Below are 20347 nucleotides of genomic sequence, written 5' to 3' on the forward strand. Positions count from 1 at the left end.
TTAATCCATTCTGTCACGATAATCCTCATAGTGATACTCGCGCAGTGTTTGTATGCTTCCGTCTAATTTTTCGATTTTCAAAGCAGGGTGATGGATACCATTAAACATATTTGTCTTGACCGTCGTATAATGTATCATATCCTCAAATATTACTATATCGCCAACCTTGAGTGGATTTGGAAAGCGCCAATACCCCATGTAATCTCCACTCAAACAACTATTGCCCCCTAAGCGATACACAGAGGCTTCTGCGGCAACACCCGGTTCCACCGCATCTTCCAAAGTTTCTGCACCTCTCACTGCTGGGTGATATGGCATCTCTAGACAGTCGGGCATGTGACACGTAAAACTTACATTGAGTATGGCTGTTTTTATGCCATGATTTTCCACTATATCTACCACTTGCGACACAAGCGGCCCTGTTTGCCAAGCGAAGGCCGATCCTGGCTCGAGTATGATACGAAGATTGGGGTATTTATTCTTGAAATCCTTAAGGATACCAACTAAAAGGGTCGTATTATAGCCCTTTCTGGTTACCAGGTGTCCGCCACCTAAATTAAGCCATTTGAGTTGCCCAAGCCACTTCCCAAACTTCCGTTCAATCCAGCCTAAGGTTGTTTGTAAAGCTTCTGCAGAACTTTCACAATGACAATGGCAATGGAAGCCTTCAATACCATCTGGCAACTGTTCTGGTAATTGGGAAGCTAAAACTCCAAATCGAGAGCCCGGCGCACAAGGGTTGTATAGCTCCGTCTCTATCTCACTATGCTCTGGATTGATACGCAAACCTATACTTGGTGCCTCAGGCCCCTGTTCCTTAACCTTAGACACAAAATGGCTATACTGAGTAAGTGAGTTGAACGAAATGTGGCTTGAACATTTCAGTATTGTATCGAAAGTGTCATCTTCGTAAGCCGGAGAATAGGTATGCGCTTTAGTACCAAACTCCTCAAATGCCAGACGAGCCTCATAGGGTGAAGATGCAGTTGTGTGGCTTATATATTCTCTGAATATCGGAAAAGTACGCCACTGTGCAAAAGCCTTGAAGGCTAATATGAATTCTACCCCAGCCTCATCAGCTATGCGTCTTATCAATGATAGGTTTCGTCGCAAAAGCGACTCTTGAAGTAAATAGTATGGTTGCAACTTATTGGAGTTTTGTTAGGCATTTGCACACAACGCAGTTACACAATGCTGCAAAATTGCAATGCCTTGTTATATAAAAAAAGAGGAGTTAATCTGCTTTTCCACTCGTCTAAAGAGAAAAGCATTATTGACTCCTCTATAAAAAATCACAATGTATTTCCGTCGGCTGATTACATCACGCCACGCTCACGAAGCTTCTGCTGCCAGTTCCATGCAGACGAGAGAGCCTCCTCAAGTGTGTGTACTGCCTTCCAACCGAGTACCTTGTTAGCCTTATCAACATTGCCCCAAACCTTTTCGATATCGCCTTCGCGACGAGGAGCAATCTCGTAATTAAGTTTCACGCCTGTACACTTTTCAAATGTGTGAATGAGTTCAAGCACACTCACACCATTACCTGTACCGACATTGTAGATTTCTACAGGATCAGTGTTCTTACCTTCTACGATACGGGCCATAGCTGCCACGTGTGCCTTTGCCAAATCAAGCACATAGATATAATCGCGAATGCAAGAGCCATCAGGAGTGTCGTAATCATCGCCGAACACCTTCAAGCAAGGACGTATACCGATTGCGGTCTGAGTCAAATAAGGAATCAAGTTGGCAGGAACGCCATTAGGCATTTCGCCTATGATGCCTGATGGGTGTGAACCAATTGGATTGAAATAGCGCAAGATGATTGCGCTGATATTGGCGCCACTATGCACGAAGTCTTGAATGATTTCCTCGTTAATTTGCTTGGTATTGCCATAAGGGCTCTCAGCCTTCTTGATCGGAGCTTGCTCTGTTACGGGCAAGTTCTCGGGATCAGGCTGACCATAAACGGTGCAAGAAGAAGAGAATATGATACCCTTAACATCGTGCTTAGGCATCAACTTAAGCAAGTTGATAAGAGAAAGCAAGTTGTTTTCATAATACTTCAGAGGCTTCTGTACGCTCTCGCCTACAGCCTTTGAAGCTGCAAAATGAATAATACCTGTTATTTCAGGATATTTATTGAAGACACCTTCCAACGCTTCCAGATCGCAGCAATCTACTTGTTCAAAAGCAGGGCGAATGCCTGTAATTTTCTCAATGCCGTCAACTACATCAGCCTTTGAGTTTGACAGATTGTCAATAATCACTACATTGTAACCTGCGTTCTGCAGCTCTACAGTGGTGTGCGAGCCAATGAAGCCCGTACCACCTGTTACTAGAATGGTCTTTTTCATGACACTTGTATGATTTATTTGTTTGGAGTTAGCCAACCAGCATTTCCCCATCTAAGGACAAAGTACATGCTGCTTAAAGCTATCTGTTAGATGTTTATTTCTATGTGCAAAAGTATGCTTTTTTTATGGATTATAAAAGCACAGACTACAAATTTTCTAAACTTTGAACGTGTATTATACCACGCGAATAGATAATTTTATTTTTTGCTGCTAAATCTGCAAGCATTTGCGACACACGCAAACGTGTCGCCCCCAGCTCGGAGGCAAGGTCTTCCATACGTATTTTTAATTGTTTCTGACCAATCGGACGCAAACAACGCCTCAACAGGAATGTACGGAAACGACCTTCTACCGTATCCGAACGTTTTGACCACAACATCACCTCTCGACTTTGTGCACAAGTGCTTACTGCATTATAAAAGTTGATTTGAAACGCAGGATAGGCCACCAGTAACTGCCTTACACTTTGCTTGTCAAGCATCACCAATTGCACTTCAGACTGTGCCCTATATGTACGGGTATATTTATTGTGTAGACCGAACAAATTTTCTATTTGAATGATATGAGGAGCACTCACACTTTCCGTCAAGCGATAAGTATGCTCAGGACTGTCTGTTTCGACACTCATCTTACCATTAAGAACCATACAAAGGCATTTGCATGTTGTACCTTGCGAGACCACTATTCCCTTTGGCGAAATTGTACGGAAATCGAATGGCGTCTTCTCAACAATGTCAATAAAGTCCAGTCTGCTGAACCCCTGAAACAAGGGCAACAATAATAATCGGTTTGAAAAGAGTGGCATTGTCATATACTCAGATATACTATAATTAGAGTTCAAGCGACTTCAACACACCCTTCTCATCTGCATAAATCAAATATGCGTGCAATCTTTTATTTTCCTTCAACACCTTTTTGGCCCCATCAACACCGAGCACCATAAATGCTGTGGCGTAAGCATCAGCAGTAGCACAATCGGGTGCAATGACAGTAGCTGAGAGCAAGGAATGTTGTACAGGGCGTCCTGTACGTGGATCTATAGTATGAGCATATTTGCGCCCATTGTGTTCGTAATAGTTACGATAATTTCCGCTCGTCGCCAAGGCTGCATTTTCAAGACTTAGCACGGTCTGCAAATCACCATTATTAGCATCAGCACCCTCTACTGGTTTACTTATGCCAATCTGCCATGGCGATTTACTCTCAGGATTGCGGCCTTTTGTCACGACCTCACCTCCTATTTCTACCATATAATTACGCACCCCATGCTCGCGTAACAACCTGGCCACTCGGTCAACGCCATATCCTTTGGCTATTGCACCACAATCAATCATCAATCGCACGTCTGCACAAGTTATAGTACTATCTGGTGACAACTTGATTAAATTATAGCCAACAAATTTCCTTATTGAATCGACTTGGACATTCGTTGGAAATTGCCTACTCTTAAAACCAAAGCCCCAGGCATTGACAAGCGGCATTACAGTGACATCAAAAGCACCACCTGTAGCCACACTAACCTTTTGAGCCTTTTGTAACACCTCATAAAGCATGGCATCTGCACGTGATATTTGCCTGTTATTTATACGCGATATGGTACTCTGTGGGTTAAATACAGAAAGACTTGCGTCCACACGTCTTAATTCTGCAAGTATTGCTGTGTCAAGATTTTCTGAGAACTCATATTTTATATGGTACGTCGTACCAAATATAGCCCCCTCAGAAGTTTGTAGTTTTGCACCGCCACGACCGAACACAATCCATGCCGATGCTAATATCAAAAATAAGAGAAATATTCCTCCTGCTACCTTTTTCATCATTATGACATTGATTCATTAAGTAGGTGTTCAAGATTATTTTTACATTGAAAGTGCGTTATCGAGACGCAGATGTTTCCTTCGCACGAAGGTTTCTGTCCCCCGATAACGGGGGAACCGAAGGGGGTTATAGCGGGCTATGTGACTGAGAACGAAAGGAACAGATGCGCCCCGAGAACATGCTTTCAATGTGAAAATGACACCTACTGATTGTATAAAATAATTTTGAACGCCTACTTATATGTCTACTACCACATTAAAGGTACCGCCAATTGCATGCGTATCATTCTTTCCATAACCAGGTACATACCATGAGTTGTCTACAATAGTACGCTTGTTGTAGAAGCGCATACGATAGCGGATCGACCACCCCAAATGCAAAATGCCCCATACACGGGCTTCGAGGCCAAATACAGCTTCTCCCCAATGATTGGTACCACGCACGCCATGGTAACTAAAAGACACATTACCGCCATAAACGGGATCAACCATATCTGGCCCATCGACATCGAACTTGTATGTTGAAAAGGCATAGCGCACCCCCACGAAAATGCGTCCCAGTGCGCGCACATTCTTTGCTACGTTATAGTCCAAACCTATCCTATAATAAGGAGAATGTACCTTGTAGTGCAAATCGGTGGCATCATTAGTATGATTGCTCACCCCTATACCCATTTCGAACACTGGAAAATATCGACCACGCAAATTAAGACGTGCCGCAGCCTCATACTGGCCATACGGTGTACAAGCGGCCATAATCGCCCCACACAAATCAGCACTAATACTCACACCCGCCAAGAAAGGCATACGCCTCTTGGCCTCGAGTGCTGCAGCAGCTTCCTGTGGAGACGAATATTGCACTCCCTTTATATCTGTATCGGCACGCTTTGAGTCCGTTACACGCACCGTATCTGTAACCCATGCATCACAATCGGCATTTTTTATTTCTACAGAAAGTGCTCTTGAGCTACTGACGAACAGTAGACCGAAGATAAATGCGTATATTCTCAACATCATCATAATTTACAATTGAGCGAACAAGTGCCACACTGTCAATAGTCAATGGCATATTGCCTAAAGAATGCGATGTAGCCCTCACACCTGTTATTGTATGAAATACCGAAGACGGACAATCAAGTGACTCAAAATGAGGTTGTGGAATGTGATCTACAAATAAGGTGTCGACTGCGTCTTGACCAGACAAGTTCGAAAAATGAAGCAACAAAGTATCGCGTGTCCCAGATTCCTTAAGCGGCAACAGAAAGGACGAAATATCTGTAGCTTTATTCAGCAAAACCGTGTCACGTCCAGCTGGCGTGACGCTCAATTCGTCATACAACGTCATTGGGCTCTTTGTCTCGGCAGCGTACAAGTTGCACTGCATACTCACCACGTTATCAAGCGGGCAATCAATATTTGAGCATGCAGCCAAAAGAACAACCACACCCGAAACACACAGAATGAAGTGCTTACGACACAGCCGTTTTATTGCATTTGTACACAATTTACAAACCACTGCTATATTTCCTTTTCTATTTGATAATCGTTACGTCCATCCGCATTACGACTTACTAATTCGCCCAAGAATCCGGCCACGAATAATTGTGTACCAAGTATCATCATGGTCAGCGCTATATAAAAATAGGGAGAATCTGTTACAAGCGGCGCTGTACCACCTGTATATAGATGCACCAATTTAATTGCACCCACAACAACACAAGCAACAAAACCAAGGAAGAACATAACTGACCCTAAAAAGCCGAACACATGCATAGGCTTGAGTCCGAAACTATTAAGGAACCATAGCGACAACAAATCTAAGTAGCCATTTACGAAACGATTTAAGCCACCGAACTTCGTCTTGCCAAATTTGCGCGCTTGATGGTGCACCACTTTCTCTCCTATTTTGTCAAAGCCTGCATTCTTAGCCAAATAAGGAATATAACGATGCATTTCGCCATATACCTCTATATTTTTGACAACTTCATTGCGATACGCCTTTAGTCCGCAATTAAAGTCATGCAAGTTGTGTATACCACTGACCTTACGTGCTGTGGCATTGAACAATTTTGTAGGTATGGTCTTTGACAACGGATCGTAGCGTTTTTGCTTGTAGCCTGACACAAGATCATAACCGTCCTCTGTTATCATACGATAGAGTTCTGGTATTTCGTCAGGAGAATCCTGCAAGTCTGCGTCCATCGTAATCACGACTCTGCCGTTCGCAGCTCTGAAGCCACAAAACAATGCGGGACTTTTGCCATAATTGCGACGGAACTTTATTCCATGTACATGAGGATCGTCTGCAGCAACTTTTTCTATCACGTCCCACGATGTATCCGTACTGCCATCATTGACAAATATTATTTCAAACGTGAAATCATGCGCATTCATAACGCGTTTAATCCACGCATACAACTCGGGAAGGCTCTCTGCTTCGTTAAAGAGAGGCACTACAACCGATATGTCATATTTATATTCCATTATTTGAATTTTAGATACGTAACAAAGATTTTATCCACGACGCGCTATCAGACCTATTACAGTTGATATTACCGGTCCGAAAATCATCGACAGATACAAAGACATCGAAGCGTAAGTGGCCGCCCCAAGACTCTGCATGGCATCAACTATACCTTGTGCGCCCTTGCCACCAGAGATGGAATCAAATTGCGCTCCAACGCCAGACTGTAGTAGATACTGTTGCATTTCGGGCGTTTCAAGCGAATGGCCATAAGCGGCAAATATACTACCATTGTCAAAATACTGCAAATAGACGAATACTGCCAACGCTACCCAAATCGAAGCATAAAACCCCATAAAAAGTGCATGAAGGAACCCTCTGGCAAAGCCAAATGTGCCATCAGGACCTACTACATTGTTCCTAAATTTTATCGTCAAATATGCGCCTAAAACGGGGCTGCCCAACAGCATAATTCCAAATAATGTGGAAAATGCAGGCAACGCAAACGACCACTTGAATATCAATAAAGACACTATGCCAAACAGTCCTAGCACCATGCCGTTACGCATGGCGTAGTTATTTATTTCTCTTACTAATTCGCTATTCTGCTTCATATTGTTCAAGTCGCTATATCGGCCTCCAAACTTCGAGAGATTTGCACTTATGGCTCCATATTACCCCATATAGGGTGTGACTGTTTCTTTTGAGAATATTGATCTTCACCTGCATCCTTCACGCAATTGTGTGGTGTTTGGATATCTACAATAGATGCCGCCCCAGATGCCGCCCCAGCCAAAATAGGACATTCTTGTTGCAAAGCCACAACTATAGTTGCTGGTTTAAGATAGAGTTTTCTTCCCATCAAAATCCGAATATTTCACTTCTTAGTAAAAAATGCCAATGCCAAGGCCATACACCTGTATGGCCTCGGACATTGACACCTTATTCTATAAATGTAATTTAATTAAATATCTCACCTAAAACGCCTTATTATTTGGCAGCATTATTTGCAGCCTCTATCATTTCCTTACTTGGCAAGATATACACTTCGACACGGCGATTTTCCTTTTGACCAGCAGCAGTTGAATTATCAGCCACGGGGTGTTCCTCGCCATAACCCTTCACACTCACCAAACGAGATGCGGGATAGCCAGCACTTACGATGCGATTCTTTACAGCATCAGCACGACTCTGCGAAAGTGTCACATTTTTAGCCTTGCTTTGCTCTGCTGTGCTGTTTCTCCAACCTTGATTATCCGTAAAACCACAGATTGCCAAGTTGTATGTATTATCTTCAGCTGTCAAATCGCTCACAAATTTAGCAATAGCGCTTGATGCACTTGCACTGAGCGATGATGAGCCTGTTGTGAAAAGCAAGCCACTATCAAACGTCGCTTTTACATACTCTGTGCCATCAGCACCCTTTATTATCTCCGCTTTTGCGTTTGCAGCTTCTGCAGCTTTCTTAGCCTTGTCCATTTTATTGCCAATGATCACACCAGCACCGGCACCTACCGCCGTACCAACAGCTGCACCAATCGCAGCACCTTTGCCATGACCGATAAGTTGGCCGACCAAGGCACCAAGCGCACCGCCGCTGGCTCCACCAATCAATCCACCTTTTGCAGTGTTAGACATACCACCACAGCCGCTAAGCAACAAGGCTGCGCTCAAAGCACAAACTGTCAATTTATTACCTTTCATAGGAGTTCTTATTATTAAAAGTTTCTACAACCGCACACCTCACTCTAATATGCTATCGGGAGTGTACAACTATTTGCAAAGGTAGTGCATGATGACAGAAAAACAAAATTTCGCGCAAAATATATGCCATATTTCTCATAAAACGAGATAAAAGAGTCGCTTTACAGAAACGAATTAAAGCATTATTTGTAACTTTGCCTCCAAATACTTACTAACAAACAAAGCAAACTATTGCCGCCATTTGACAGATACGGCAACAAGTTCTGCGCGCTTTAACATACGCTATGGCAAAAGAATTAAAAGATTTGACAAAACGCAGCGTCGACTATTCTCGCTGGTACAACGAACTCGTGGTAAAAGCCGACCTGGCCGAACAATCTGATGTTCGTGGTTGCATGATCATCAAACCCTACGGCTATGCCATTTGGGAAAAGATACAACAAGAACTTGATGCACGTTTCAAAGAGACTGGCGTGCAGAATGTTTACTTTCCAATGCTTATCCCCAAAAGTTTCCTTTCAAAGGAAGCTGAACACGTTGAGGGTTTTGCTAAAGAATGTGCAGTAGTAACACACTACCGTCTGAAAGCTGATCCCGAAGGCGATGGCGTGGTAGTAGACCCCGCAGCAAAGCTTGAAGAAGAATTAATCATTCGCCCAACATCTGAAACAACTATCTGGAACACCTATCGCAAGTGGATACACTCTTGGCGTGACCTGCCCCTCTGCTGCAACCAGTGGTGCAATGTTATGCGATGGGAAATGCGCACCCGTCTTTTCCTCAGAACATCTGAGTTCCTCTGGCAAGAAGGCCACACCGCTCATGCCACTAAGGAGGAGGCTGAAGCACGTGCTCAACAAATGCTTCACGTTTATGCCGACTTCGCCGAGGAAATTATGGCTGTACCTGTTGTGCGAGGTGTAAAAAGTGCTACAGAACGCTTTGCTGGTGCGCTCGACACATACACTATTGAAGCAATGATGCAAGACGGCAAAGCCTTGCAAAGCGGCACGAGTCACTTCTTGGGTCAGAACTTCGGCAAAGCTTTCAATGTACAGTTTGTCAACAAAGAGAACAAAATGGAATATGCATGGGCTACATCATGGGGTGTAAGCACACGCTTGATGGGTGCACTTATCATGACACACTCTGACGACAATGGACTCGTGCTCCCCCCCCACCTCGCTCCTATCCAGGTTGTTATAGTTCCTATATATAAGGGAGATGACGAATTGGCTAAGTTCAACGAAAAGTTGGGAGAACTTGCCAAGCGTCTGCGTAAAATGGGTATTCGTGTCAAATACGATAATGCCGACAATAAACGTCCGGGCTTCAAATTTGCTGATTATGAACTCAAGGGAGTCCCCGTACGCCTTGTCATGGGCGGACGCGACCTTGAAAATGGCACAATTGAAGTGATGAGACGCGACACGCTCGAAAAGGAGACACGCTCTTTCGATGGCATTGAAGACTATGTTAAGCAATTGCTTGAGGATATTCAGCAAAACATCTTTGACAAAGCAAAAAAACGTCTCGAAGAAAACACCTTTGAGTGTAACAATTACGACGAATTCAAACAACGCATTAAGAATGGAGGTTTCTTCCTCTGTCCTTGGGACGGCACGGCCGAAACCGAAGCCAAGATCAAAGCTGATACCCAAGCAACAATACGTTGCGTACCTTTCGGCATCGACCAAAGCAACCCTGGCACCGACATGGTAAGCGGAAAACCTGCCACTTGTAAAGTTATTGTGGCACGCAGCTACTAATAAACACCATACTCACGGATATGCAGATGTGCAGCTATGCAGATGTGCAGATTGGAATACTTTATGAGGAATACCTCCATCATAGCATAAAGTACAAATTCAATTACGCATTTGATTATTAGCGCCTCTGCATATCCGTTGTTATATATTTGAGATTGTTGCAAATTCTTGCAATATCCGCAAACGCAACAAACGTCACATTAGCACATTATCATGCTTTCAGTAGAACACCTTTCAGTTGAATTCAGCGCACGCCCCCTATTTTCTGACGTATCCTTTGTCATTAACAAGAAAGACCGCATTGCTTTAGTCGGTAAAAATGGTGCAGGAAAATCCACACTACTAAAAATACTTTCAGGACACCAAGAGCCCACCTCTGGAACGGTCTCTGTGCAAAACGATATCTCCATTGGTTACCTGCCACAAGTTATGGTGCTGAGTGATGAGCACACCGTCATGCAAGAAGCAGAGAAAGCCTTTGAGCACATCAGCGAGATGCAAGAAAACATTGATCGGCTCAACAACCAACTGGCTGAGCGTACCGACTACGAGAGTGCTGACTATATGGCCTTAGTAGATCGCTTTACGCATGAAAGCGAGCGTTTCCAAATGATGGGAGGCATGAATTACCACGCCGAACTTGAACGCACACTTCAAGGACTTGGATTTTCTACTTCGGACTTCGACCGTCCCACTAAAGAGTTCTCAGGCGGTTGGCGAATGCGTATTGAATTGGCTAAATTATTGCTACGACGTCCCGATATTTTACTCCTTGATGAGCCCACCAACCACCTTGATATTGAGAGTATCCGCTGGCTTGAGAAATTCCTTGCCCACTCAGCAAGTGCCGTTGTCCTTGTCAGCCACGACCGTGCCTTTATCAATAATGTGACCAATCGTACACTTGAAATATCATGCGGCAAAATAACCGACTACAAGGTTAAATACGATGAGTTTATGAAACTCAGAGCTGAGCGTCGCGAACAGCAACTCAGAGCATACGAAAATCAACAAAAGGAAATAGCAGACATAAAGGACTTTATTGAGCGTTTCCGCTACAAACCTACCAAGGCAGTACAGGTACAAAGCCGTATCAAGCAACTCGAAAAGATTGCCCCCATAGAAGTAGACGAAGTCGACAACTCATGTCTGCATCTCAAGTTTCCGCCTTGTTCACGCTCTGGCGACTATCCTGTAATATGTGACGAAGTCGAGAAAAGCTACGGAGAACATTGCGTATTTCACAACGTTAATCTCACCATCAAACGAGGAGAGAAAGTCGCTTTCGTCGGCAAAAATGGCGAGGGTAAATCAACCCTTGTCAAATGTATCATGGGCGAAATACCCTATACTGGCACGCTCAAACTCGGACATAATGTTGAGATTGGCTATTACGCACAGAACCAGGCACAGTTACTCGATGGCGAATGCACGGTATTTGACACAATAGACCGTGTAGCCAAAGGAGACATTCGTCTTAAAATTCGCGACATACTTGGCGCATTTATGTTTGGCGGCGAAGCCTCGGATAAGAAGGTCAAAGTGCTCTCTGGCGGCGAGCGTTCACGTCTTGCCATGATTAAACTATTGCTTGAGCCCGTCAACTTTCTTATTCTTGACGAACCGACCAACCACCTTGACATGCGCACAAAGGACGTTCTCAAGGAGGCCATATTATCCTTCGATGGCACCGTAATAGTAGTAAGCCACGACCGAGATTTCCTTGACGGACTTGTCAGCAAAGTCTACGAATTTGGAGGTGGACAAGTACGAGAGCACATTGGCGGCATCTATGACTTTCTACAGAAGAAAGAGATGGAGTCGCTTGACGAACTGCATGCAACAGGGTCACCTTCTGCAAACACAACAAATTCCGCATATTCCAATAGCACCCAACCACAGATGTCAGAGGGTAAACTTTCATATGAAGAGCGAAAGGAACAAGCCAAGACCCGCCGCAAACTTGAAAAAGAGGTTGAACGCTGCGAAACCGAAGTCTCTCGTTTAGAGAGCGAAAAAGCTGCACTCGAAGCCAAGCTTGCCACTCCTGAAGGTGCCGCCGACACTGCACTTTTTAGCCAATATGGCCAAATACAACAAGACCTGTCTCAGGCAGAAGATGCATGGGAAAAGGCTATGGAAGCTTTGGGAGAGTAAAAACGCAGAAGTTCAAGTAAGCATAATAACAAAACAAAGTCCCTATGTTATATACTTGGACGAGAGATTATTGTTATTTGACTACGAGTAAAAGACATCAACCACATAAAGACCTATCCATAGCAACGCCACCTTTCTCACCCAAAGACACATTACACTGATAAAAACAATCCTTACCAATGAATATAAAATACATTTTACCAGTATTTGCTTTTGCAGCCACATCAGCATGGGCTCAGCAAGACAAACTTTCATCTGGCATAGACAAGGCCAACATGGACCTGAATGCCAAGCCCGGCACAGACTTCTACCAATACGCAACTGGTGGTTGGACTGCCGCCCACCCGCTCACACCTGAATATTCGCGCTACGCACAATTTGATGCTTTGGCCGAAAACAACCGCAAGCAACTGCGCGGGCTTATTGAAGAAATGGCAGCCAAGCAACACAAGCAAGGCTCTTTAGAGCAAAAAATAGGATCGCTTTACCGTTTGGCTATGGACAGCGTACGCCGCAACAAAGAGGACTACGCCCCAATAAAAGCCCTGCTTGACGAAGTGCAAAGTATCAATTCCCGCAAAGATGTGCAATACGAAATGGCCAAGTTACAGTCACATGGCATATCAAACTTCTTTAGTTTTGGTTGCGACGCTGATCTGAAAGACGCCAAATGGAATTTGATGCAAATCAATCAAGGCGGCATTTCTATGGGTGAACGCGACTACTATCTCGAAAATGACGAACCTACAAAAAAAATTCGCGAAGCCTACCGCACCTATGTCAAGAATCTGTTTGTCATGACGGGCATGACGCCCGATAAGGCAGATAAAGCGATGGAGGCTGTATTAAAAATCGAAACACGCATAGCTTCCGCATCATATAGTGCCACAAAGCAACGCGATGTGGAGGGGAACTATCACAAAATGTCGTACCAGAAACTTCTCTCAGACTTTTCTGGCATTGATTGGAGCACACTATTCTTGCTTAACGGTGTACCAGCCTTCAACGACATTTCCGTCAACCAACCTGAGCCCATACATGAGGTTGAAAAGATCCTGCAAGAATGCAGTATAGACGAACTAAAAGCCTACCTTTACTACAAAATCGTTGACGATGCAAGCAGTTCACTGAGCGACCGTTTCCGCCAAGAGAGTTTCAACTTCTACAATCGTACGATGGCCGGTGCAGAACAAGACAAACCGCGATGGAAGCGTGCCGTAGGTGCTGTCGAAGGCGCACTTGGCATGGCTGTTGGCCGCTTGTACGTTGAAAAGTATTTCCCTGAATCATCTAAACAGCGCATGGTTGAACTGGTAAAGAACCTGCAAACAGCTCTCGGACAACGTATTGACCAACAAAAGTGGATGAGCACAGAAACTAAGAAGGAAGCCCACGAAAAACTTAACAGTTTCTACGTAAAGATAGGCTATCCTGATGAGTGGATGGACTATTCCAAACTCAACATTGACGAGTCGCTGAGCTACTACGACAATATGGTACGCGCCACACAATTTATGAGCAACTACTATATTGACAAACATGTAAACAAGCCTACCGACCGTACCGAGTGGCTGATGACACCGCAGACCATCAATGCTTATTATAATCCGACGACAAACGAAATTTGTTTCCCCGCAGGCATACTGCAACCACCCTTTTTCAACGCTGAGGCCGACGACGCCTGCAACTATGGCGCAATCGGTGTGGTTATAGGACACGAAATGACACACGGATTTGACGACCAAGGCGCACAATTTGACAAAGATGGCAATCTCAAGAACTGGTGGACACCTAAGGATAAAGCAGAATTTGAGAAGCGTACTAAAGTCATGAGCGACTTCTTTGACAATATAAAAGTTCTGCCCGACCTCAATGCCAATGGCAAGCTCACCTTGGGCGAGAACACTGCCGACCACGGCGGTTTGAATATAGCCTATCAAGCACTGCAAAATGCCATGCAGCAGCACCCTCTTGACACAAAAGATGGCTTTACCCCTAACCAACGCTTCTTCTTGAGCTATGGCTTGATTTGGGCTAACAATACACGCGAAGCCATGCTGCGTCAACTGGTCAAAACCGATCCTCACGCACCTGCACGTTGGCGCGTAAATGGCGCACTGCCCCACATTGACGCATGGTACAAAGCGTTCAACATCACATCAAAGGACCCCATGTTCATTCCCAAGAAGAAGCGCGTGGACGTGTGGTAAAACACAATAGGGTGATTCTAATAATTCTGAAATAGGGATTTGTGCGCTATCGGAAATGTATTTTTGAAAGTTTACGAAGGAGCATAACAGGCTATGTGACCGAACAAACTTTCAAATATACACTTCTGACAACGTGCAAATCACATTTCAAAATAATTAGAACTCTAAAAACAGAATTTTTAGAACCACCCAATAGTAACACCATATCACAACCATAACACATGAAAGAAGAAGTATCACTTCCCGACAACGCATTCCGCCCACTAAAAGAGGGCGAAGAATACGAACCTCTCATGAAGCCCAACAAGCAATACCGCGAGGTAACTCCATGGTCTATTGTGTGGGGACTGCTCATGGCCGTAATATTCTCTGCTGCCACAGCATACTTAGGCCTTAAAGTTGGACAGGTTTTCGAGGCTGCCATTCCTATCACCATCATCGCCGTGGGCGTTAGCGGTGCCACACACCGCAAGGACCCACTTGGCGAGAACATCATTATCCAAAGTATCGGTGCTTGTTCGGGCATGATTGTGGCCGGTGCCATATTCACCCTGCCTGCACTATACATCTTGCAGCACAAGTATCCCGAACTCACCGTCAACTTCCTACAGGTATTTCTGTCGTCAGTACTCGGTGGTATTTTAGGCATTTTGTTCTTGATACCCTTCCGCAAGTATTTTGTAAAGGATATGCACGGCAAATACCCCTTTCCCGAAGCCACAGCTTCAACCCAAGTCCTTATATCGGGCGAACGCAGCGGTTCACAAGCCAAGCCCTTGCTCGTAGCCGGTATCGTAGGCGGTTTGTTCGACTTTGCAGTAGCAGCCTTTGGTGCATGGAACGAGAATTTCACTTCTCGCTGCTGCGAATTGGGAACGACCATTGCCGATAAGGCCAAATTCGTATTCAGCATCAATACCAGCGCAGCACTGTTGGGCATGGGATATATCGTAGGACTCAAATATGCCGCAATCATCTGTTTTGGCTCCATTGCCGTATGGTGGGTTATTGTGCCAGGCATAGCCCTCATTTTCCCCGACATGACCATTGCCGATGGTGTAGTAGCAGCCAGCGCATCACCCGAGCAACTTTTTAGTTATGCCAAAAGCATTGGCATTGGCGGCATTGCCATGGCTGGCATCATTGGTGTTATAAAAAGCTGGGGCGTAATCAAAAGTGCATTTGGCTTAGTTGGACAGATATTCAAAAGTGGAAACGTTGAGAAGCATGTCGAGCGTACACAACGCGACATTTCAATGAAGATCATTGCTATCGGTTCATTGCTCACCATCATTGTCACAGCACTTTTCTTCTACTTTGACGTAATGGGAGGCAATCTCTTGTTCACCATAGTAGGCATTTTGATTGTAGCAATTATCGCATTCCTCTTCACCACAGTCGCAGCAAACGCCATTGCCATTGTTGGGTCAAACCCCGTCAGCGGCATGACACTGATGACACTCATACTCTCTTCCATCATCATGGTTGTTGTAGGCTTGAAAGGTACAGGTGGCATGGTCGCAGCACTCATCATGGGCGGTGTGGTATGCACTGCACTTTCATCTGCAGGTGCTTTCATCACCGACCTCAAAATTGGCTATTGGCTTGGTGCCACCCCCAAAAAACAAGAAACCTTCAAGTTCCTTGGTATTTTGGTATCAGCAGCCACTGTGGGAGGTGTCATCATGATATTGAACAAAGCCTATGGCTTTACACCAGATAATTCTGACGTGATGGCAGCCCCACAAGCACGTGCCATGGCGGCCGTCATCGAGCCACTCATGAGCGGCCAAGGAGCACCATGGCTGCTCTATGGCATCGGTGCAATCATCTCCATCGTGCTCACACTTTGCGGCATATCAGCATTGGCTTTTGCTTTAGGCATGTTCATTCCGCTTCAACTTAACTTGCCACTCATTGTCGGAGGTCTGATCAACTGGTACGTCAATACACGCTCTACCGACGTTTCACTCAATCAACGCCGCAACGAAAAGGGCACACTCCTTGCCTCAGGCTTCATTGCTGGTGGCGCACTAATGGGAGTCGTCAGCGCCGGCATGCAATTTGGCGGACTTAACTTTGCCAACACAGCATACATCAACGCACCCATATCACAAATTGTATCGCTCATTGCCTACATAGCCCTAATCATCTACTTGACAAAAGCTTCGATGAAGGCATAAATAAGTAGGTGTTCAAAATTATTTTATACAATCAGTAGGTGCCATTTTCACATTGAAAGCACATTCTCGAGACGCATCTGTCCCCTTTAGCCTCGGTCACATAGCCCGCTATGACCCCCTTCGGTTCCCCCGTTATCGGGGGACAGAAACCCTCACCTGAAGGGAACATCTGCGCCCCGATAATGCACTTTCAATGTAAAAATAATTTTGAACACCTACTTAAAGTTTTACAGACAAGTAGCCAACATACCAACACCTGCTGGCAGTATTACATCACAACAGTAATGCTGCCAGCATTGTGTTTATCCACCCAACAAATACTGATATAATGCCACCAGTCATGCAGTTTTCTTAATAACATGACAAAAAGTTCACCACATCACTTTGCATTATGCACGCTTTACACTATCTTTGCATTACTTACATTTAAGATAATCCGGCACATAAGTAGCCGGCACATTACAATTGACAAAACACATCTCACATATAACATGGAAAGAGTAAATCCTTTTAGAGGACTTGGCATTGCACTTGTCACGCCTTTTAATGAAGACGGAAGTATCGATTTTACAAGTTTGGAAAAACTCACAAACGATCAAATCGAAAATGGCATAGACTTTCTATGCGTGTTAGGCACAACTGCCGAAACACCATGTCTTACAGCCAAAGAGAAACGTGCCGTCATGGATTGTGTGCTCAAAGTAAACAACAACAGAGTTCCACTGCTCTTGGGCGCTGGCGGCAACTGCACCGCCAATGTTGTAGAATACTTGAAAAACGAAGATTTGAGCGGATTTGAAGGCGTTCTGATTGTAGCGCCCTTCTACAACAAGCCATCACAAGAGGGACTCTACCAACACTTCGTTACCGTGGCAAAGAACAGCCCCGTGCCCGTTGTACTCTACAATGTACCTGGACGCACTGGTGTGAACATCGAAGCAGCCACAACTTTGCGCATTGCCAACGAATGCCCCAACGTGGTTGCTATCAAAGAAGCTTCTGGCAAAATCGGACAAATCGAAGACATCGTGGAGAACGCCCCCAAGGGCTTTGAAGTTCTGAGCGGCGACGATGCCATCACTTTCGAACTGCTCACCATCGGAGCCAAAGGAGTCATATCTGTTATTGGCAACGCCTACCCCAAAGAGTTTGGCTGCATGGTACACAGCGCCATTCAAGCAGACTACACCACGGCTTTGAAACTACACCGAAGCTTTAGCGCAGCATACAAATTACTTTCTGCCGACGGCAACCCTGCCGGCATCAAATCATTGTTAGCTGTTCAAAAAAAGGCTGCCAACATTCTACGCTTGCCCATTGTACCCGCACGCAAGCAAACCTACGAAGCTCTCGAAGACTTCGTATGCAAATTTCAAGGATAAGGACATATAGCTAACAACCCGATATTCATACAGGAGGAATGCCATTCAACATGCGCAATCCTCCTTTTTTGTATTGCGCAAAAATGGGCTGAAATAAGGATTTGCGCTCTCTCGGAAGTGCAAATCACATTTCAGATTTGCAGAACGCTAAAAACAAAATTTTTAGAGCCACCCATAAGCTTAATAACCGCGTGCAACAAAGAAAACGCACACATCAACGCTCGTCTACCAAAACAAAACGCCCATTCGTTTTGCTCTCTAACTTCATTATGCTAACTTTGAGGCATTAAAAACAATTCATTATGCCGAAACCTACAATATCAAACCGTAGCATAAATGGAGACCTGAGATACCTCAAGCTCCTTGCAAGAGATTTTCCCACGATCTCGCAAGTTACTACAGAAATAATAAATCTGGAGGCCATACTACATCTGCCCAAACCTACCGAGCATTTTCTGGCCGATTTGCACGGAGAGTACGAGGCGTTTCAGCACGTACTACGCAATGCCTCGGGCAACATCAAACGCAAAGTAAAGGAAATATTTGGCAACACACTGCGCGAAAAAGAAATACGTGACCTTTGCACACTCATTTACTATCCCAAGCAAAAGCTCGAATTAGTAAAACAAAATGATACAGACCTTTCTGACTACTACCAAACAACTCTTAACCAATTGATAGCAGTATGCCGGAATGTATCATCAAAGTACACCCGTTCAAAGGTACGTAAAAGTCTGCCCCCTGAGTTTGCCTATATTATTGAGGAATTGCTACACGAAAGCAGCGACGACCGCAACAAGCAGGCTTACGTAGGCGTCATCATACAAACAATCATCGGCACCGGACGAGCCGCCGGCTTTGTTAAAGCAATCTGCGAACTCATACAGCGTCTGGCCATTGACCAATTACACATTCTTGGCGACATCTTCGACAGAGGACCTGGAGCCCACCTGGTAATGGACACTTTGAGCAAATACCATCATTGGGACATTCAATGGGGCAACCACGACATTCTGTGGATGGGAGCAGCAGCTGGCAACAAAACGTGCATAGCCAGCGTACTGCGTTTGTCATTCCGTTATGCCAACACACAGACGCTTGAGGAAGGCTATGGCATCAATATGGTGCCTATGGCCACATTTGCCATGGAAACTTATGCCAACGACCCTTGCAGCATATTCCACCCCAAAATAGAGGACCCCTCACGACGCCCTAACGAAAAAACCTGCAAACTCATAGCCCAAATGCACAAGGCTATCGCCATCATTCAATTCAAGCTCGAAGGGCAACTGTATCAAAAGCACCCCGAATGGAACATGAATGACCGACGATTGCTTGAGACTATTGATACGCAAAAAGGAACTTGCACAATTGAAGGCGTAACCTACCCCATTACCGACTGCAACTTCCCAACCATCAATCCCGAGCACCCCTATGACCTCACGCCCGAGGAGCAAGAATTGATTGACAAACTGCAACACTCGTTCTTAATTTCAGACCGTCTGCAAACACATGTACAACAGCTGCTACTGCATGGCGGCATGTATGGCATATACAACTCGAACCTGCTGTTTCATGCCTCTGTACCAATGAATGAGGACGGCACACTCAAAGAGGTAAGCGTGGAAGGGCAAAATGTTGCCGGACGCGACCTGATGGAACGCGTGGAACAACTGGTGCGCACAGCATACGACGAAGAAGCCGACAGTCAGGAGCGCAACCAGGCGTGCGACTATTTCTGGTATCTATGGTGCGGCCCAGATTCACCCCTCTTCGACAAAGCTAAAATGACAACCTTCGAGCGCTATTTCATTGCTGATAAGGAAACGCACAAAGAGCCAAAAGGCTGGTATTACACACTGCGCGAAAAACCTGAAATATGCGATCACTTGATGGACGCCTTTGGTGTAACCGGCAAACACCGCCACATCATCAACGGACACGTGCCAGTACGCGCATCAAATGGCGAAAACCCCATTAAAGCAGATGGCAAGCTCATGGTGATTGACGGAGGATTTGCCAAAGCATACCACAACACCACAGGCATTGCCGGATACACATTGGTTTATCACTCACGCGGGTTCCAACTCGTACAACACGCCCCTTTCACATCTACCGAAGAGGCCATTCTCAATGGTACAGACATTCGCTCTACCACACAAATTGTTGAAATGATGGGACACCGCGCCATGGTAAACGACACTGACAAGGGCGCCGAATTGCGTGAGCAAATTGCTGATCTTGAAAAGCTGCTCGTAGCCTATCGCCGTGGATTTATCAAGGAAATGTAAACCCATTGGCTTA

At 45.1% G+C, this 20347-nt stretch carries 16 protein-coding genes; 6 read left to right on the plus strand and 10 right to left on the minus strand.

The window, feature by feature from the left end:
- The 10 genes from nspC to BQ5453_RS12750 form a co-directional block, all read right to left on the minus strand.
- Entirely contained in the window at window positions 1-1146 is a 1146-nt protein-coding gene (gene nspC, locus BQ5453_RS12710) for a carboxynorspermidine decarboxylase (protein WP_071123465.1), read from the minus strand.
- Between the two features lie 170 nt (window positions 1147-1316).
- Window positions 1317-2357: a UDP-glucose 4-epimerase GalE gene (gene galE / locus BQ5453_RS12715; protein ID WP_071123466.1), complete on the minus strand. Its 1041-nt coding sequence runs from the start codon at window positions 2355-2357 to the stop codon at window positions 1317-1319.
- Window positions 2358-2502: 145 nt separating this feature from the next.
- On the minus strand, window positions 2503-3168 hold the full coding sequence (locus BQ5453_RS12720; RefSeq protein WP_083361239.1) for a Crp/Fnr family transcriptional regulator: 666 nt from the start codon (window positions 3166-3168) through the stop codon (window positions 2503-2505).
- 19 nt (window positions 3169-3187) lie between these two features.
- Entirely contained in the window at window positions 3188-4177 is a 990-nt protein-coding gene (locus BQ5453_RS12725; protein WP_071123467.1) for an FAD:protein FMN transferase, read from the minus strand.
- A gap of 234 nt (window positions 4178-4411) precedes the next feature.
- Complete coding sequence (locus BQ5453_RS12730) at window positions 4412-5035, minus strand: DUF6048 family protein (RefSeq protein ID WP_143033414.1); 624 nt, start codon at window positions 5033-5035, stop codon at window positions 4412-4414.
- Between the two features lie 106 nt (window positions 5036-5141).
- Window positions 5142-5558, minus strand: coding sequence for a DUF6452 family protein (locus BQ5453_RS14630; RefSeq protein ID WP_317039483.1), 417 nt, complete (start codon window positions 5556-5558; stop codon window positions 5142-5144).
- A gap of 134 nt (window positions 5559-5692) precedes the next feature.
- The gene (locus BQ5453_RS12735; RefSeq protein ID WP_071123468.1) at window positions 5693-6658 is read right to left on the minus strand and encodes a glycosyltransferase family 2 protein; all 966 of its coding nucleotides are present in this window, start codon (window positions 6656-6658) and stop codon (window positions 5693-5695) included.
- Between the two features lie 30 nt (window positions 6659-6688).
- Window positions 6689-7252, minus strand: a complete 564-nt coding sequence (locus BQ5453_RS12740; protein ID WP_071123469.1) for a DUF4199 domain-containing protein — start codon at window positions 7250-7252, stop codon at window positions 6689-6691.
- A 47-nt stretch (window positions 7253-7299) separates the two neighbouring features.
- Window positions 7300-7500 carry a hypothetical protein gene (locus tag BQ5453_RS12745; protein WP_071123470.1) on the minus strand — a complete coding sequence of 67 codons (201 nt, stop codon included), beginning with the start codon at window positions 7498-7500 and terminating at the stop codon, window positions 7300-7302.
- Window positions 7501-7628: 128 nt separating this feature from the next.
- A complete protein-coding gene (locus BQ5453_RS12750) occupies window positions 7629-8342 on the minus strand; it encodes an OmpA family protein (protein WP_071123471.1) in 714 nt (237 codons plus the stop codon).
- 284 nt (window positions 8343-8626) lie between these two features.
- On the opposite strand from BQ5453_RS12750, the gene proS reads away from it, so the two are divergent.
- From proS to BQ5453_RS12780, 6 genes are all read left to right on the plus strand, one after another.
- Window positions 8627-10111: a proline--tRNA ligase gene (proS, locus tag BQ5453_RS12755; RefSeq protein ID WP_022102124.1), complete on the plus strand. Its 1485-nt coding sequence runs from the start codon at window positions 8627-8629 to the stop codon at window positions 10109-10111.
- A gap of 213 nt (window positions 10112-10324) precedes the next feature.
- Window positions 10325-12268, plus strand: coding sequence for an ABC-F family ATP-binding cassette domain-containing protein (locus tag BQ5453_RS12760; protein WP_071123472.1), 1944 nt, complete (start codon window positions 10325-10327; stop codon window positions 12266-12268).
- A gap of 179 nt (window positions 12269-12447) precedes the next feature.
- On the plus strand, window positions 12448-14478 hold the full coding sequence (locus BQ5453_RS12765; RefSeq protein ID WP_071123473.1) for a M13 family metallopeptidase: 2031 nt from the start codon (window positions 12448-12450) through the stop codon (window positions 14476-14478).
- A 221-nt stretch (window positions 14479-14699) separates the two neighbouring features.
- On the plus strand, window positions 14700-16661 hold the full coding sequence (locus tag BQ5453_RS12770) for an OPT family oligopeptide transporter (protein ID WP_071123474.1): 1962 nt from the start codon (window positions 14700-14702) through the stop codon (window positions 16659-16661).
- A gap of 491 nt (window positions 16662-17152) precedes the next feature.
- Window positions 17153-18043 (plus strand): 4-hydroxy-tetrahydrodipicolinate synthase, encoded by an 891-nt coding sequence (gene dapA / locus BQ5453_RS12775; RefSeq protein WP_071123475.1) that lies wholly within the window; start codon window positions 17153-17155, stop codon window positions 18041-18043.
- Window positions 18044-18345: 302 nt separating this feature from the next.
- Entirely contained in the window at window positions 18346-20334 is a 1989-nt protein-coding gene (locus tag BQ5453_RS12780) for a fructose-1,6-bisphosphatase (RefSeq protein ID WP_071123476.1), read from the plus strand.
- Window positions 20335-20347: the final 13 nt, after the last annotated feature.

It is taken from the genome of Prevotellamassilia timonensis, assembly GCF_900106785.1.
GTDB lineage: Bacteria > Bacteroidota > Bacteroidia > Bacteroidales > Bacteroidaceae > Alloprevotella > Alloprevotella timonensis.